Annotated in this window: 15 protein-coding genes; 13 read left to right on the top strand and 2 right to left on the bottom strand. The window is 72.0% G+C overall.

Annotation, left to right across the window (positions count from 1 at the left end):
* Nucleotides 1–47 precede the first annotated feature (47 nt).
* A complete protein-coding gene (locus SMA5143A_RS22295) occupies nucleotides 48–674 on the bottom strand; it encodes a TetR family transcriptional regulator (RefSeq protein WP_107464644.1) in 627 nt (208 codons plus the stop codon).
* A 142-nt stretch (nucleotides 675–816) separates the two neighbouring features.
* Here SMA5143A_RS22295 and SMA5143A_RS43085 point away from each other — a divergent pair, with 142 nt between their 5' ends.
* From SMA5143A_RS43085 to SMA5143A_RS22285, 3 genes are all read left to right on the top strand, one after another.
* On the top strand, nucleotides 817–981 hold the full coding sequence (locus SMA5143A_RS43085) for a hypothetical protein (protein WP_099970812.1): 165 nt from the start codon (nucleotides 817–819) through the stop codon (nucleotides 979–981).
* Between the two features lie 54 nt (nucleotides 982–1,035).
* A complete protein-coding gene (locus tag SMA5143A_RS22290) occupies nucleotides 1,036–1,314 on the top strand; it encodes a DUF4190 domain-containing protein (protein ID WP_107464643.1) in 279 nt (92 codons plus the stop codon).
* Between the two features lie 149 nt (nucleotides 1,315–1,463).
* On the top strand, nucleotides 1,464–2,627 hold the full coding sequence (locus tag SMA5143A_RS22285) for a cysteine desulfurase family protein (RefSeq protein ID WP_107464642.1): 1,164 nt from the start codon (nucleotides 1,464–1,466) through the stop codon (nucleotides 2,625–2,627).
* Between the two features lie 56 nt (nucleotides 2,628–2,683).
* On the opposite strand, the gene SMA5143A_RS22280 is transcribed toward SMA5143A_RS22285, so the two are convergent.
* Nucleotides 2,684–3,391, bottom strand: coding sequence for an N-acetylmuramoyl-L-alanine amidase (locus SMA5143A_RS22280; protein ID WP_107464641.1), 708 nt, complete (start codon nucleotides 3,389–3,391; stop codon nucleotides 2,684–2,686).
* A gap of 59 nt (nucleotides 3,392–3,450) precedes the next feature.
* On the opposite strand from SMA5143A_RS22280, the gene mnmA reads away from it, so the two are divergent.
* From mnmA to SMA5143A_RS22230, 10 genes are all read left to right on the top strand, one after another.
* Nucleotides 3,451–4,581 carry a tRNA 2-thiouridine(34) synthase MnmA gene (gene mnmA / locus SMA5143A_RS22275; protein ID WP_107464640.1) on the top strand — a complete coding sequence of 377 codons (1,131 nt, stop codon included), beginning with the start codon at nucleotides 3,451–3,453 and terminating at the stop codon, nucleotides 4,579–4,581.
* A gap of 140 nt (nucleotides 4,582–4,721) precedes the next feature.
* Nucleotides 4,722–5,579 carry a class I SAM-dependent DNA methyltransferase gene (locus SMA5143A_RS22270; RefSeq protein ID WP_181361967.1) on the top strand — a complete coding sequence of 286 codons (858 nt, stop codon included), beginning with the start codon at nucleotides 4,722–4,724 and terminating at the stop codon, nucleotides 5,577–5,579.
* A 9-nt stretch (nucleotides 5,580–5,588) separates the two neighbouring features.
* Entirely contained in the window at nucleotides 5,589–6,128 is a 540-nt protein-coding gene (locus SMA5143A_RS22265) for a TIGR00730 family Rossman fold protein (protein WP_107464639.1), read from the top strand.
* A gap of 47 nt (nucleotides 6,129–6,175) precedes the next feature.
* Nucleotides 6,176–6,865: an SDR family oxidoreductase gene (locus SMA5143A_RS22260; protein ID WP_107464638.1), complete on the top strand. Its 690-nt coding sequence runs from the start codon at nucleotides 6,176–6,178 to the stop codon at nucleotides 6,863–6,865.
* A 206-nt stretch (nucleotides 6,866–7,071) separates the two neighbouring features.
* On the top strand, nucleotides 7,072–8,088 hold the full coding sequence (locus tag SMA5143A_RS22255; protein ID WP_107464637.1) for a methionine synthase: 1,017 nt from the start codon (nucleotides 7,072–7,074) through the stop codon (nucleotides 8,086–8,088).
* 15 nt (nucleotides 8,089–8,103) lie between these two features.
* Nucleotides 8,104–10,332, top strand: a complete 2,229-nt coding sequence (gene ligA / locus SMA5143A_RS22250; protein ID WP_375136531.1) for an NAD-dependent DNA ligase LigA — start codon at nucleotides 8,104–8,106, stop codon at nucleotides 10,330–10,332.
* A gap of 228 nt (nucleotides 10,333–10,560) precedes the next feature.
* A complete protein-coding gene (locus tag SMA5143A_RS22245; protein WP_107464636.1) occupies nucleotides 10,561–12,912 on the top strand; it encodes a putative bifunctional diguanylate cyclase/phosphodiesterase in 2,352 nt (783 codons plus the stop codon).
* Between the two features lie 329 nt (nucleotides 12,913–13,241).
* Nucleotides 13,242–13,538, top strand: a complete 297-nt coding sequence (gatC, locus tag SMA5143A_RS22240; RefSeq protein ID WP_018531282.1) for an Asp-tRNA(Asn)/Glu-tRNA(Gln) amidotransferase subunit GatC — start codon at nucleotides 13,242–13,244, stop codon at nucleotides 13,536–13,538.
* A 7-nt stretch (nucleotides 13,539–13,545) separates the two neighbouring features.
* On the top strand, nucleotides 13,546–15,042 hold the full coding sequence (gatA, locus tag SMA5143A_RS22235; RefSeq protein ID WP_107464635.1) for an Asp-tRNA(Asn)/Glu-tRNA(Gln) amidotransferase subunit GatA: 1,497 nt from the start codon (nucleotides 13,546–13,548) through the stop codon (nucleotides 15,040–15,042).
* The gene (locus tag SMA5143A_RS22230; RefSeq protein ID WP_055514656.1) at nucleotides 15,039–15,278 is read left to right on the top strand and encodes a hypothetical protein; all 240 of its coding nucleotides are present in this window, start codon (nucleotides 15,039–15,041) and stop codon (nucleotides 15,276–15,278) included. The genes gatA and SMA5143A_RS22230 overlap by 4 nt, the downstream gene beginning before the upstream one ends.
* The last annotated feature ends 8 nt before the right edge of the window (nucleotides 15,279–15,286 follow it).

Genomic DNA, 15,286 nt, shown 5'->3' with positions numbered 1-15,286 from the left:
GGTGCGCCCGGCGGCTGTGGCGGTCCCGGCGGCGCCCCACCCGCTCCTCAGTCGAGCCAGTGCCGGCAGCCGATGCTGATCAGCCGCATCCGGCGGCCCGCGAGGCGCGTCACGCGTACGTGCCCCGCCTCGGGGTCGTCGTGGGCCTCCAGGAACAGGGAGGCCGTCACCAGCATCTGATCGACGTACAGACCGGCGAGCATCAACCGGTCGTCGTCGCTCCAGCCGACGGTCTCGGGCCGCTTGGCCAGGTCGTGGCACACCTCCACGGCGAACCGGGTCAGTTGGCCCTGGATCGCCTCCCGCACCGGCTGGACACCGCCGTGCCGCTCGCGCGCGATAAAGCGGACGTGAGCGGGGTACGCGTCCACGTGACGGGCGATCAGCTCGATGGCGCGCTGGATCAGTTCGTCACTGTCGCCGACCGCCGCCATGAGATCCCCGAGGACGGGGTGCAGGCTCCCCAGTGCCTCCTCGACCAGCGCGACACCGAGGTCCGCGGTCGAACGGAAGTGCCGGTAGAACGCGGTCGGCGCCACGCCCACGGCCCGGGTGACCTCGCGAAGGCCCAGGCTGCTGAGGCTCTGTTCCTCCAGGAGGGCGAGCGCGGCGTCCATGAGCGCCTGCCGGGTCCGCTGCTTCTGCGCCTGCCGGACGCCGAAAGTGTGACTCATGCCATGCAGTTAACAACTGTTCTCTGTAATTGCAAAGCCGGGCAGCGCGTTAGACTTTGGAGTCAGTGAACAAGTGTAACCACAATCGTTCACCGAAATGTCACGTCGAACCGCCGACCACGAAACGAGAGGCATCCGAGCCATGTTGTTCCTCGTCGCCGCACTTCTGCTGCTGGGGATCGTCCTGGGCACCGTGGCCCACGTTCCGCTCTCCGTCTCCCTGGCCGCCGCGGCCGTCATCGGCGCCTGGCTGGCGGTCTTCGCCTACCGCGAGCGCCACGCCCGCCGTGGCCGGACCACCAACTGACCCTCTCCGGACTTCCGTTGGAGCCCCGTCCACCCCTAGGGAGCTGACCGCACCATGCAACTGACCGCCACGTCACCCACCCGCCCCGCCGCCCGCCGCCGGGGTCGCGACGCCGACGGCATGGCCGTCGCGTCCTTCGTCCTCGGCCTTCTCGGCCTCCTCGTGCTGAATCTGTTCCTCGGCCCCATCGCCATCGTCCTCGCCGCCCTCGCCCTGAAGCGCGGCACCACGAGGCGGGGCCGGGCGTTCCTCGGCCTCGGTCTGGGTGTGGCCGACCTGGTGATCCTGGCCCTTCTCACCCAGACGACGAACACGGTGTCCTGGAGCTTCTGAGCCGTACAGGACCGGCCGGACCGGGAGGGGCACCCCACACCCCGACCGCCGCGGCACCGTCGCCGCGGACGCCGTGATGGCCGGGGGGCGACCCCACCGCCGTAGCGGCCGAGGCCGACGCGCGGCGCCCCCGTAGAATCGGGCGCACCATGGCTTACCTCGACCACGCGGCGACGACCCCGATGCTCCCGGAGGCGGCAGAGGCGCTGACCGCCCAGCTGAGCGTCACCGGCAACGCCTCCTCGCTGCACGCCTCCGGCCGCAGAGCCCGCCGCACCGTCGAGGAGGCCCGCGAGACCCTCGCGGAGGCCCTCGGAGCCCGCCCCAGCGAGGTCGTGTTCACCTCCGGCGGCACCGAGGCCGACAACCTCGCCGTGAAGGGGCTGTACTGGTCCCGCCGCGCCGCCGACCCGGCCCGCACCCGGGTCCTCGCGAGCCCCGTCGAGCACCACGCCGTCCTCGACGCCGTCCACTGGCTCGGCGAACACGAGGGCGCCACCGTCGAGTACCTCCCCGTCGACGCCTACGGCCGCGTCCACCCCGACGCCCTGCGCGAGGCCATCGCCCGCGACCCCGACGACGTGGCGCTCGCCACCGTGATGTGGGCCAACAACGAGATCGGCACCCTCATGCCGGTCCGTGAACTCGCCGACACCGCCGCGGAGTTCGGCGTTCCGCTGCACGCCGACGCCGTCCAGGCCTTCGGCCAGGTCCCCGTCGGCTTCGGGGCCTCCGGCCTCGCCGCGATGACCGTCTCCGGCCACAAGATCGGCGGCCCGTACGGCATCGGCGCGCTCCTCCTCGGCCGCGAGTACAGTCCCGTACCGGTGCTGCACGGCGGCGGCCAGGAACGCCATGTCCGCTCCGGCACCCTCGACGTCCCGGCCGTCGCCTCCTTCGCCGTCGCCGGCCGGCTCGCCGCCGAGCAACAGGAGTGGTTCGCCCGGGAGATCGGCTCCCTGCGCGACTGCCTGGTCGACGCGATCCGCACGGCCGTACCGGACGCGCTCCTCGGCGGTGACCCGGTGGACCGGCTGCCCGCCAACGCGCACTTCACCTTCCCCGGCTGCGAGGGCGACTCGCTGCTGCTGCTCCTCGACGCCCAGGGCATCGAGTGCTCCACCGGTTCGGCCTGCACCGCCGGTATCGCCCAGCCCAGCCATGTCCTCCTCGCCACCGGCGCCGACCCCGATCTCGCCCGCGGCACCCTCCGCTTCTCCCTCGGCCACACCTCCACGGAGGCCGACGTGGAAGCGGTCGCCAAGGCGATCGGCCCCGCGGTGGAACGCGCCCGCAACGCGGGCCTGACCTGAGGCCCGGTGCCGGACCTGGCCTGAGCCCTGTGCCCTGTGCCCTGTGCTCGAACGGTTCAGGCCGGCGCCGCGCCCGACCCCTTCGCCGCCGCGGCGCGCACCAGCTTCATGTAGCGGTCCCAGTCCCAGTGCTCGCCGGGGTCGGTGTGGTCGGTGCCCGGCACCTCGACATGGCCGATGATGTGCTCGCGGTCGAGCGGGATGTCGTAGCGCGCGCAGATCCGCGCCGTGAGACGGGCGGACGCCTCGTACATCTCGTCCGTGAAGTCCTGCGGGCGGTCGACGAAGCCCTCGTGCTCGATGCCGACGCTCCGCTCGTTGTAGTCGCGGTTGCCCGCGTGGTACGCCACGTCCAGCTCGCGGATCATCTGGGTGACACGGCCGTCCTTGCGGACGATGTAGTGCGAAGCCGCCCCGTGCTTCGGATCCTGGAAGACCTTCACGGCACTGGCGAAGCTCCCCTGGGTGACATGGATGACCACCATGTCTATGCCGAAGTCGTCCGGCCGGTCCGCCAGCCGCCAGTTCGCGTCCGAGGCCGCCACCCACCTCGCGCCCGCGTAGTCGACCTCGCCCTCCTTGCGCGGCTTCGAGACGCCCGGCAACCGCCACCACGCGCGCGTCAGCTCGTCACGTGCCACGACGGCCGTACCCACGGCGGCCACCGCCGTGCCGATCAGCAGGGCCCGGCGGCCCACGCGCCGGTCCCCGTCCTTGCTCCTGCTCCGGGAAGCACCGTCCCCGGACGCCTTTCTGGTGCCCACGAGCCGTCAACGGATACTCGAGGGTTCCGGTTCCCGGCGCCCCGTACCCTGGATGAGTTATGACTGACACCTCGCAGCGCCCCCGCCCCCTCCGTGTCCTCGCCGCCATGTCCGGCGGGGTCGACTCCGCCGTGGCCGCCGCCCGCGCCGCGGAAGCCGGGCACGACGTGACGGGCGTCCACCTGGCGCTCTCCGCGAACCCGCAGTCGTTCCGCACGGGCGCCCGCGGCTGCTGCACCATCGAGGACTCCCGCGACGCCCGCCGCGCCGCCGACGTCATCGGCATCCCGTTCTACGTGTGGGATCTCGCCGACCGCTTCCGCGAGGATGTGGTCGAGGACTTCATCGCCGAGTACGAGGCCGGCCGCACCCCCAACCCGTGCCTGCGCTGCAACGAGAAGATCAAGTTCGCGGCCCTGCTCGACAAGGCGCTCGCCCTCGGCTTCGACGCCGTCTGCACCGGCCACTACGCCCAGGTGATCGTCCACGACGACGGCACCCGTGAGCTGCACCGCGCCTCCGACATGGCCAAGGACCAGTCGTACGTCCTCGGCGTGCTCGACGAGAAGCAGCTCGCCCACGCCCTGTTCCCGCTGGGCGACACGGTGACCACCAAGGACGAGATCCGCGCGGAGGCCGAGCGCCGGGGCCTCGCGGTCGCCAAGAAGCCCGACTCGCACGACATCTGCTTCATCGCCGACGGCGACACCCAGGGCTTCCTCGCGAGCCGCCTCGGCAAGGCGGAGGGCGACATCGTCGACGAGTCCGGCACCGTCCTCGGCACCCACGAGGGCGCCTACGGCTACACCATCGGCCAGCGCAAGGGGCTCCGCATCGGCACCCCGGCACCCGACGGCAAGCCGCGCTACGTCCTCGACATCTCCCCGGTGAACAACACCGTCACCGTCGGCCCCGCGGCCGCCCTCGACGTCGACGGCCTCACCGCGATCAAGCCCCGCTGGTGCGGAGCCGCGCCCACCGGCCCCGGCACCTACACGGCCCAGCTGCGCGCCCACGGCGGCGAGACCGAGGTGACCGCCGAGCTGATCGACGGCGACCTCCACGTCCGCTTCACCGAGCCCGTCCGCGGCGTCGCCCCCGGCCAGGCGATCGTCCTGTACGACGGCACGCGCGTGGTGGGGTCGGCGACGATCGCGACGACCACGCGCGCGAAGGCGGGCGCCGTCTGAGGTACGCCGGCCCCCGCCCGGGTGCCCGTCCGTCACGAACGCCTCCCTCCGGGTAGCCATCCGTCCGAGGACGGCGCAGGCTGCTGGTGAGTGCTCCCTCAGACACGGCCCCGGGGCCGCAGGAGGCCCAGGAGGTCGCCGTGACAGCCACAGACCCGGCCGGAAGGCCGTCCGGGAAGCCGACGGCGGATCCGTCGAGGAACCGCCGCAGCCTCACCCACCGGGTCCGCTACGCCCTGCGCCACCCCAAGCGCGTACCGGCGCACGCCCGCCGGGTGGCGCGCGACACCTGGCTGCGGCTCAAACACCGCGACCACATCGCCTACTACCGGGCCGTGATGGCCGCCGACACCGCCCGCAGCCCCGAGGCCGCCGTCGGGCACAACCCCTCGGTCGAGAAGTGGGAACGCGTCGGCCGCATGCAGTTCGACTACCTGCTGCGGCACGGTCTGGAGCCCCGGCACCGGATGCTGGAGATCGGCTGCGGGAACCTGCGCGCCGGGCGGCTGTTCATCGACCACCTGGACGCCGGGAACTACTACGGGATCGACATCTCGCCGGCCATCCTCCTGGAGGCCCAGCGCACCCTCGTCCGACAGGGACTCCAGGCCAAACTGCCCCATCTGACCCTCGTCGCCGACCTGACCTTCGCGTTCCTGCCCGAGGCCCACTTCGACGTCGTCCACGCGCACAGCGTGTTCTCGCACTCACCGGCGCACGTCATAGAGCAGTGCTTCGCCCACGTCGGCCGCGTCCTCGCCCCCGGCGGCTTCTTCGACTTCACCTACGGCCGCACCGAGGGCGAGGAGCACCAGGTGCTGCACGAGGACTTCTACTACCGCACCGACACCCTGGTGGAACTCGCCGCGCAGTACGGCCTGACCGCCCGCTTCATGGACGACTGGGAGGAGCTCCCGCACCGCCAGTCCAAGATCCGCCTGAGCCGCGCCCCGGGGACCGGTGACCGGCCGGGCCCCGATGTCGGTGGCACGCCCTAACGTGGACCCATGAACATCTGCGTCTTCCTCTCCGCCGCCGACCTCGACGACCGCTACACCCGCCCCGCGCGGGAGTTCGCGAAGCTCATCGGCAAGGGCGGCCACACCCTCGTGTGGGGCGGCTCGGACGTCGGACTGATGAAGGTGGTCGCCGACGGCGTGCAGGAGGCGGGCGGCAGACTCCTCGGCGTCTCCGTGGAGTTCCTCGCGGCGAAGGCGCGGCCCGGCACCGACGAGATGGTCATCGCCCACGACCTCGCCGAGAGGAAGCGGCTGCTCCTGGAGCAGGCCGACGCGGTCGTGATCATGGTCGGCGGCACCGGCACGCTCGACGAGGCCACCGAGATCCTGGAACTGAAGAAGCACGGCCACACCGACAAGCCCGTGGTGCTCCTCAACACGGCGGGCTTCTACGACGGCTTGAAGGAGCAGTTCCGCCGCATGGAGGATGAGGGCTTCCTGCCCCGCCCCCTCACCGACCTGGTGTTCTTCGCGGAGGAGCCGGTGGGGGCGATGGCATACCTGGAGGAGAGCCAGGGAGTGGAGTGAGCAGGGCACGGACACCGGCCGCCCCGGGGTGATGCGAGCATGACCGCATGGCTACTCATGTGATCACCGGAGCGGGTTCCGGCATCGGCGAGGCCGTGGCCCGCCGTCTGCACGAGCGCGGCGACGACCTCGTGCTGCACGCGCGCGACGCCGGCCGCGCGAAGGAGCTGGCGGCGCGGTACCCGGGGGCGAAGACCCTGGTCGGCGATCTCGCCGACCCGGACAAGCTCTCCTGGGCGTTCTCCCACCAGACCCTGCCCGACCGGGTGGACTCCCTGCTGCACATCGCCGGGGTGATCGACCTCGGCCGGGTCGGCGACCTCACCCCCAAGTCCTGGCGCCACCAGCTCAATGTCAACCTCATCGCCCCCGCCGAGCTGACCCGGCACTTCCTGCCCCAGCTGCGCGCCGCCCGGGGCCACGTCGTGTTCGTCAACTCAGGCTCAGGACTGCACGCCTACGCCGACTGGGCCGCCTACGCCGCCTCCAAGCACGGCCTGAAGGCCCTCGCCGACTCCCTGCGCCACGAGGAGCACGGCAACGGGGTCCGGGTCACCACGGTCTACCCCGGCCGCACGGCCAGCCCCATGCAGGCGAAGGTCCACCAGCAGGAGGGCAAGGAGTACGACCCGTCCCAGTGGATCGCGCCGGAGTCCGTCGCGACGACCATCCTCATGGCGCTGGACCTCCCACGGGACGCCGAGGTCAACGACCTGACGGTCCGGCCCGGCCGCTGACGTGTGCCGCCGGGCGCCCAGTAGCTCGGGGCGCGCTGTCGGTTCGGCGGGTGCGGGTCCCTTGTGGCTGGTCGCGCAGTTCCCCGCGCCCCTGCTTTTCAGGGGCGCGGGGCGGTGACACATGCGGCTCCGCCGCGTGGGCGCGACCAGCCCCCACCCACCCACACGTCGCATACCTCGGCTGACAACCACCTACGCTTCGACGTGTGAACGAACACTTCGACTTCGGCCCCGCCACCGGCATCGGCTCCATGCCCGGCGGCGACGCCAGAGAGGCCGCCAAGACCGTCACCGGCTCCTTCGAGTGGCCGGACACGGGCATGCCGTTTCTGCCCGAACTCCCCGCCCGCGGCCCCGGCGCCGACATGATCGGCCGCACCGCCGGTCTGCTCGTCGAGCTGTACGCGCGCGTGGAGCCCAGCGGCTGGCGGCTCGGCGACCGGCCCGGACGGGACACCAGGCGGGCGGTCTCCTGGCTCGGCGAGGACCTGGACGCGCTGGAGGAGTTCACCCAGGGCTACGACGGCCCGCTCAAGGTGCAGGCCGTCGGCCCGTGGACCCTCGCCGCCGCGCTGGAGCTGAAGAACGGCGAGGCGGCCCTCTCCGACCCCGGCGCCTGCCGGGACCTCGCCGGCTCGCTCGCCGAGGGCCTGCGGCTGCACCTCGCGGAGATACGGCGCCGCGTACCCGGCGCCCGCGTGGTCCTCCAGCTCGACGAGCCCTCCCTGATCGCCGTCCTGCGCGGCCAGGTCAGGACCGCCAGCGGCTACCGCACCCACCGCGCCGTCGACCGCCAACTCGTCGAGGCCACCCTCCGTGACGTCATCGGCGTCCACACCGAACCGGGGGCGGTCGTCGTGCACTCCTGCGCCCCCGACGTACCCTTCGCGCTCCTCCGCAGGGCCGGCGCCGACGCGATCTCCTTCGACTTCTCGCTGCTCACCGAGCGTGACGACGACGCGATCGGGGAAGCCGTGGAGGGCGGCACCAGGCTGCTGGCCGGTGTCGTGCCGACCACGGAGGGCCCGTTGTCGGACCCTGCCGGTAGCGTCATGGGTGTCAGGACGTTGTGGCGCAGGCTGGGGCTGCATCCGGGGCTTCTCGCGGACGCCGTCACGGTCACTCCGTCGTGCGGCCTCGCCGGGGTCTCCCCGGCGTACGCGCGCCGGGCACTCGCCCACTGCGCCCAGGCGGCGAGATCCCTCGCGGACAACCCAGAGTAACGGGAGGACAACACGGTGGCCGGCGACAAGGACGCACAGACTGCCCCGACCGCAGCATCCGTACCCAGCGAGGCACCGGTGCCGGCCGAGGCACGGGAGAAGCACGCGCGCCTCGCCGAAGAGATCGAGGAGCACCGCTTCCGGTACTACGTGAAGGACGCCCCCGTCGTCAGCGACGCGGAGTTCGACCGACTGCTGCGCTCCCTGGAGGCACTGGAGGAGGAGCACCCCGAACTGCGCACCCCCGACTCGCCGACCCAGAAGGTCGCGGGCGCGTACGCCACGGAGTTCACCGCCGTCCAGCACCGCGAGCGCATGCTCTCCCTGGACAACGCCTTCACCGACGAGGAGTTGGCGGCCTGGGCCGAGCGCGTCACCAAGGACGTCGGCACCACCGACCACCACCTGCTGTGCGAGCTCAAGGTGGACGGTCTCGCCGTCAACCTCACCTACGAGCACGGTCGTCTCACCCGCGCCGCCACCCGCGGCGACGGCCGCACCGGCGAGGACATCACGCCGAACGTCCGCACGATCGCCGAGATCCCGGACCGGCTGAAGGGCGACCGGGTCCCCGACCTCGTGGAGATCCGCGGCGAGGTCTACTTCCCGATGGACAAGTTCGCCGAGCTCAACGAGCGGCTGCTGGCGGCCGGCGACAAGCCCTTCGCCAACCCGCGCAACGCGGCCGCCGGTTCGCTGCGCCAGAAGGACCCGCGCGTCACCGCCACCCGCCCCCTGCACATGGTGGTGCACGGCATCGGCGCCCTGGAGGGCTTCGAGGGCGGCCTCAGCCGCCTCTCCCAGGCCTACGACCTGCTCAAGTCCTGGGGCCTGCCCACCGCCCGCCACAACCGCGTGGTCGACGACCTCGACGGGGTACGGGAGTTCATCGCCCACTTCGGCGAGAACCGCCACTCCGTGGAGCACGAGATCGACGGCGCCGTCGTCAAGCTCGACGAGATCCCCCTCCAGGGCCGCCTCGGCTCCACCTCCCGCGCCCCCCGCTGGGCCATCGCGTACAAGTACGCGCCGGAGGAGGTCAACACCAAGCTCGTCAACATCCGTGTGGGTGTGGGACGTACGGGTCGGGTGACGCCGTACGCGCAGGTCGAGCCGGTGACGGTCGCGGGCTCCGAGGTCGAGTTCGCCACCCTCCACAACCAGGACGTCGTCAAGGCCAAGGGCGTCCTCATCGGTGACACCGTCGTGCTGCGCAAGGCCGGTGACGTCATCCCCGAGATCCTCGGCCCGGTCGTCGACCTGCGCGACGGCACCGAGCGCGAGTTCGTGATGCCCGCCGAGTGCCCCGAGTGCGGTACGCCGCTGGCGCCCGCCAAGGAGGGCGACGTCGACCTGCGCTGCCCCAACTCCCGCACCTGCCCCGCCCAGTTGCGTGAGCGGCTGTTCTATCTCGCCGGACGCAAGTGCCTCGACATCGAGCACTTCGGCTATGTCGCCGCCGCCGCGCTCACCAAGCCGCTGGAGCCGTCCGACCCGCCGCTGATCGACGAGGGCGACCTGTTCGACCTCACCGTCGAGCAGCTGCTGCCCATCAAGGCGTACGTCCTCGACCAGGACAGCGGTCTGCCCAAGCGCGACCCGAAGACCGGCGAGGAGAAGGTCGCCACCGTCTTCGCCAACCAGGAGGGCGCTCCCCGGAAGAACGCGGTCGCGATGCTGGAGAACATCCAGGCGGCCAAGGAGCGCCCGCTCGCGAGAATCCTGACCGGGCTGTCCATCCGGCACGTCGGACCGGTGGCCGCCGAGGCGCTCGCCCGCGCGTTCCGTTCGATCGACCGCATCGAGCAGGCCACCGAGGAGGAACTGAAGAACACCGACGGCGTCGGCCCGATCGTGGCCGCCGCGGTCAAGCAGTGGTTCGCCGAGGACTGGCACCGCGAGATCATTCGCAAATGGAAGGCCGCCGGCGTCCGGATGGAGGACGAGGGCGCCGGCGAGGACGAAGGACCCCGCCCCCTCGAAGGGCTCACCGTCGTGGTGACGGGCACGCTCGAACACCACACCCGGGACGGCGCGAAAGAGGCCCTGCAGAGCAGGGGAGCGAAAGTGACCGGCTCGGTTTCGAAGAAGACCTCGTTCGTCGTGGTCGGTGACAACCCGGGGTCCAAGTACGACAAGGCGATGCAGCTCAAGGTTCCGGTCCTGAACGAGGACGGTTTCGCGGTTCTGCTCGAACAGGGACCGGAAGCGGCCTCGGAAGTGGCGCTTCCGACCGAGGAGTAGGGGTTGAAGGCCACCCGTTCGGCGCATACCAGATGCATATGGGTGGCCGGTCGCATTCGGGCAACCGTCGTCGACCGCTGCCCGTGAAAGCCTTGTGCGGCCTACTGTTGAGGTGTGCGCCTGCCGTGCCCGGACGCGTGGTGGGTTCTCGGACGCGGTGCCGCCCCGGGGTTGTCGGGAGCAACGGGCCGCGTGGCGTGGGCACCGCCGGCTGTGAGAGGGACGGGAATGGAACCGACCGAGAGCGTCGCCCCGGACTCACGGCTGCGTCTGCGCCGTGTGTCCGGGGCCTGGCGATGGGGGCGCTCCCTGCTCATGAGGGGACGCCCGTTCGAGGGAACCCGGGAGCGGGTCGGTGACCAGGAACCGACGGCGGTCCCCCGATCGGAGCAGCCGCCGGGCCGCGCGGCCGTGGGCACCCCCGGGCTTCTCGTCCCCGCCCCGGCACAGCTCGCCGCCGGAACCGGAGCCGGCACCGCCCCACCCCTCACGGGCACGCTCGGTGACAGCCGCGGCCACGGCCTGCCGGGCCACGACAGCGAACGCCATCCGTCCTGGCCCGCCCTGCCCGCCGCGATCGTGGGCCTCGCCGGAGCGATCCTGGGCGCCGGGTTCTACCGGGCGTTCGCCGGACAGCACGCGCTCTTCCCGTCCGGCGCGGTCGGCTGGGCCCTCGCCCTGCTCACCGGCATCATCGTCGGCCATCTCGTCGCCATGGGCCCCGCCCGCTGGTGGGGCGGCACCGGCTCCGGCGCCGCCCTCACCCTCGCCGTCCTGATCCTCTACGGCTGGCTCCCGGCCGGCATGGTCAGCCTCACCGTCGTCGTCCTCGTCGGCATCGCCCGCCGGGGCCGCTGGCGGCAGGGCGTGCTGCACGGCGCGGTCGACATCCTCGGCATCGGCGCAGGAGCCCTCGTCCTGCGGGTCTTCGGCCGCGTCCCCTCGGTCGAGCAGCCCTGGGACCCGGAGACCTGGAACCTGTACGCGGCGCCCCAGGTCGCGCTCGTCGCCGTCGCCTACCTCGCGGTCACCCGGGCCCTGCTCTGGTACCTGGCCGCGCCGCGCGGCGGCGTCCCCACGGTCGCCCGCACCGCCCTGGTCCGGCAGGGCCTCGTCGCCGTCGCACTGTTCGGCATCGCCCCCCTGATCTGCGTCGTCGCCACGGCCCAGGCCCTGCTGCTGCCGCTGTTCGCCATCCCGCTCATCGCGCTGGACTCGACCCTGTGGATCGCCCGCGCCCGGGCGGAGGAACAGCTCCGCGACCCGCTCACCGGCCTGCCCAACCGCCAGTGGCTGCTCGAACGGACCTGGACCGCCCTGGACGACGCCGAGCGCATCGGCGCGCGCTCCGCCCTGATGCTGATCGACCTCGACCGCTTCCGGTCCGTCAACGACACCCTCGGGCACCTCGCGGGCGACCGGCTGCTGCTGCAGATAGCCGACCGACTGCGGGTCGCGCTGCCGCGCGGAGCGGAGGCCGCACGGCTCGGGGGCGACGAGTTCGCCGTGCTGCTGCCCGTCGCCGACTCCACGACCTCCGCCTCACGGGTCGCCCGCAACCTCGTGGCCGCGCTCGGCTCCCCGCTCGACCTCGACGGGCTCACCCTCGTCCTGGAGGCCAGCGCCGGGCTCGCCGTCTTCCCCGACCACGCGCTCGACGCGGAAGGGCTGCTCCGGCGGGCGGACGTGGCGATGTACCAGGCGAAGCGGGACCGCACCGGCGTCGAGGTCTACGAGTCCAAGCGGGACTCGAACACCCCGGACCGGCTCGGCCTCCTCGGCGACCTGCGGCGCGCGCTCGACGCGCAGGAGGTCGAACTGCACTACCAGCCGAAGGTCCGCTTCGACGGACAGGTGGCCGGGCTGGAGGCGCTCGTGCGGTGGGTGCACCCCGAACGGGGGAAGGTGCCGCCGGACGAGTTCATAGCGATCGCCGAGTCGTCCGGGCTGATGCCGCACCTCACCGAGTACGTCCTGGAGACGGCCCTCGGGCAGGTGGCCCGCTGGCGCGCCCAGGGACTGCACGTGCCGGTCGCCGTGAACGTGTCGCCTCGCGACGTCCACACCCCCGGCTTCGCGGGCGCGGTGGCGGCGCGCCTGGCCCGTCACGGAGTTCCCGCGGGAGCGCTCCAGCTGGAGATCACGGAACACGTGCTCCTGGAGGACCCGCAGCGGGCCGCGGACACCCTGGCCGGGCTGACCGGGCACGGCGTGAAGATGTCCCTCGACGACTTCGGAACCGGGTACTCCTCGCTGGTCCACCTGCGGCGGCTGCCCGTGAGCGAGCTGAAGATCGACCGTTCGTTCGTGGCACGGCTCGCCGTCGACACGGAGGACGCGGAGATCGTGCGCTGCACCGTCGACCTCGCGCACTCCCTGGGGCTGCTCGTCGTGGCCGAAGGGGTCGAGGACGACGAGACGTGGGAGCGGTTGCGCGACCTGGGCTGCGACGCCGTCCAGGGCTGGCTGGTCGCCGCGGCGATGCCGCCGGAGGAGACCACGGCGTGGCTCCGGGCCCGTGGCTCCCGCGGCTGGCAGCGCCCCGCGGCGGCCCTGCCGGCGGCGACGGCGGACGAGTAGCCGAGGGCGCCTCACAGCTCGGGGGTGCGCGGTGCGTCGGCGGGTGCGGGTGGTTCGTGGTTGCGCGCGCAGTTCCCCGCGCCCCTGAAGGCTTGGGCCTGCGGCCCGCCTCCATCCTGAAAAGCACGGGGCGCAGCCCCGGTCGCTTTTCAGGGGCGCGGGGAACTGCGCGAGAAACCACACACCACCCGCACCCGCCGACGCACCCCGTACCCCCACCCCCATGGGCGCCCGGCCAAGCCCGCGCAGCAAACCCGTGCACGGTCACACCGCCCCGCCCCATAGGATTGGCGCCAAACCACATCGCACTCACCCCAGAGGATCGCTGCATGCCTGGCATCACGCGCGAGGAGGTCGCCCACCTCGCCCGGCTGGCGCGTCTGGAGCTGAAGCCCGAAGAGCTCGACCACTTCGCAGGCCAGCTGGACGACATCATCGGCGCGGTCGCCCGCGTCAGCGAGGTCGCCGACCAAGACGTCCCGCCGACCTCGCACCCGCTGCCGCTGACGAACGTCATGCGCGCGGACGAGGTCCGTCCGTCGCTCACCCCCGAGCAGGCGCTGTCCGGCGCCCCGGCCCAGGAGCAGCAGCGTTTCAAGGTGCCGCAGATCCTGGGGGAGGACTGATCACGTCATGACCGACGCCATCATCAAGCTCACCGCGGCTCAGATCGCCGCGAAGATCGCCTCCGGCGAACTCACCGCCGTACAGGTCACCGAGGCCCACCTGGCCCGGATCGAGGCCGTCGACGAGAAGGTGCACGCCTTCCTGCACGTCGACCGCGAGGGCGCGCTCGCCCAGGCCCGTGCCGTCGACGAGAAGCGGGAGCGGGGCGAGAAGCTCGGCCCCCTCGCCGGTGTGCCCCTCGCGCTGAAGGACATCTTCACCACGGTCGGCATTCCGACCACCGTGGGCTCGAAGATCCTCGAAGGGTGGATCCCGCCCTACGACGCGACGCTCACCAAGCGGCTGAAGGACGCGGACGTCGTCATCCTCGGCAAGACCAACATGGACGAGTTCGCCATGGGGTCCAGCACCGAGAACAGCGCGTACGGCCCGACCGGCAACCCCTGGGACCTCACCCGGATCCCCGGCGGCTCCGGCGGCGGTTCCTCCGCCTCCCTCGCCTCCTTCCAGGCGCCCCTCGCCATCGGCACCGACACCGGCGGCTCCATCCGCCAGCCGGCCGCCGTCACCGGCACGGTCGGTGTGAAGCCGACGTACGGGGCCGTCTCCCGGTACGGCATGGTCGCCTTCTCGTCCTCCCTCGACCAGGGCGGGCCCTGCGCCCGTACGGTCCTGGACGCGGCGCTCCTGCACGAGGTCATCGCCGGTCACGACCCGATGGACTCCACGTCCATCGACGCGCCGGTCCCGCCGGTCGTCGAGGCCGCCCGCAACGGCTCGGTCGCCGGGATGCGCGTGGGCGTCGTCAAGCAGTTCCGCGGCGAGGGCTACCAGGCCGGTGTGGTCCAGCGGTTCGACGAGTCCGTCGAGCTGCTGCGGGAGCTGGGCGCCGAGATCGTCGAGCTGGACTGCCCGTCGTTCGACCTGGCGCTGGCCGCGTACTACCTGATCGCGCCGAGCGAGTGTTCGTCGAACCTCGCCCGCTTCGACGGGCTCCGCTACGGCCTGCGGGCCGGCGACGACGGCTCGCACTCCGCCGAGGAGGTCACCTCCCTCACCCGTGAGGCGGGCTTCGGCCCCGAGGTGAAGCGCCGCATCATGCTCGGCACGTACGCGCTCAGCTCCGGCTACTACGACGCGTACTACGGCAGCGCCCAGAAGGTGCGGACGCTCATCACCCGCGACTTCGAGAAGTCGTTCGAGAAGGTGGATGTCATCGTCTCCCCGACGACGCCCACCACCGCCTTCCCGATCGGTGAGCGCGCCGACGACCCGATGGCGATGTACCTCGCCGACCTGTGCACCATCCCGACCAACCTCGCGGGCAACGCCGCGATGTCCCTGCCCTGCGGTCTCGCGCCGGAGGACGGGCTGCCGGTCGGACTCCAGATCATCGCCCCGGCCCTGAAGGACGACCGTCTCTACAAGGTCGGCGCCGCTGTCGAGGCCGCCTTCGTGGAAAGGTGGGGGCACCCGCTGCTCGAGGAGGCTCCGTCGCTGTGAGTGCACTGACCAAGGCCAAGGGCTTCAAGAAGTCCAAGTCCGGCACGTATCTGTCCATGGCCGCCACGGCGTTCGGCGCGATCGGGGTCGCCAAGCGGCTCAAGAGCGCCCGTGCCGAGAAGGACACCCTGGTCCTGATCGACGCCACCGTGTCCGCCGTAGCCATCGTCACCGGCCTCGCCATCCTCTACCGCGAGCTGAAGCGGCTGGGCGACGACGACGTCCTGCTGGGCTGAGAGGGAAG

Source organism: Streptomyces sp. MA5143a (assembly GCF_900290235.1).
Taxonomy (GTDB): Bacteria; Actinomycetota; Actinomycetes; order Streptomycetales; family Streptomycetaceae; genus Streptomyces.
This window is presented reverse-complemented; position numbering and strand designations above follow the sequence as displayed.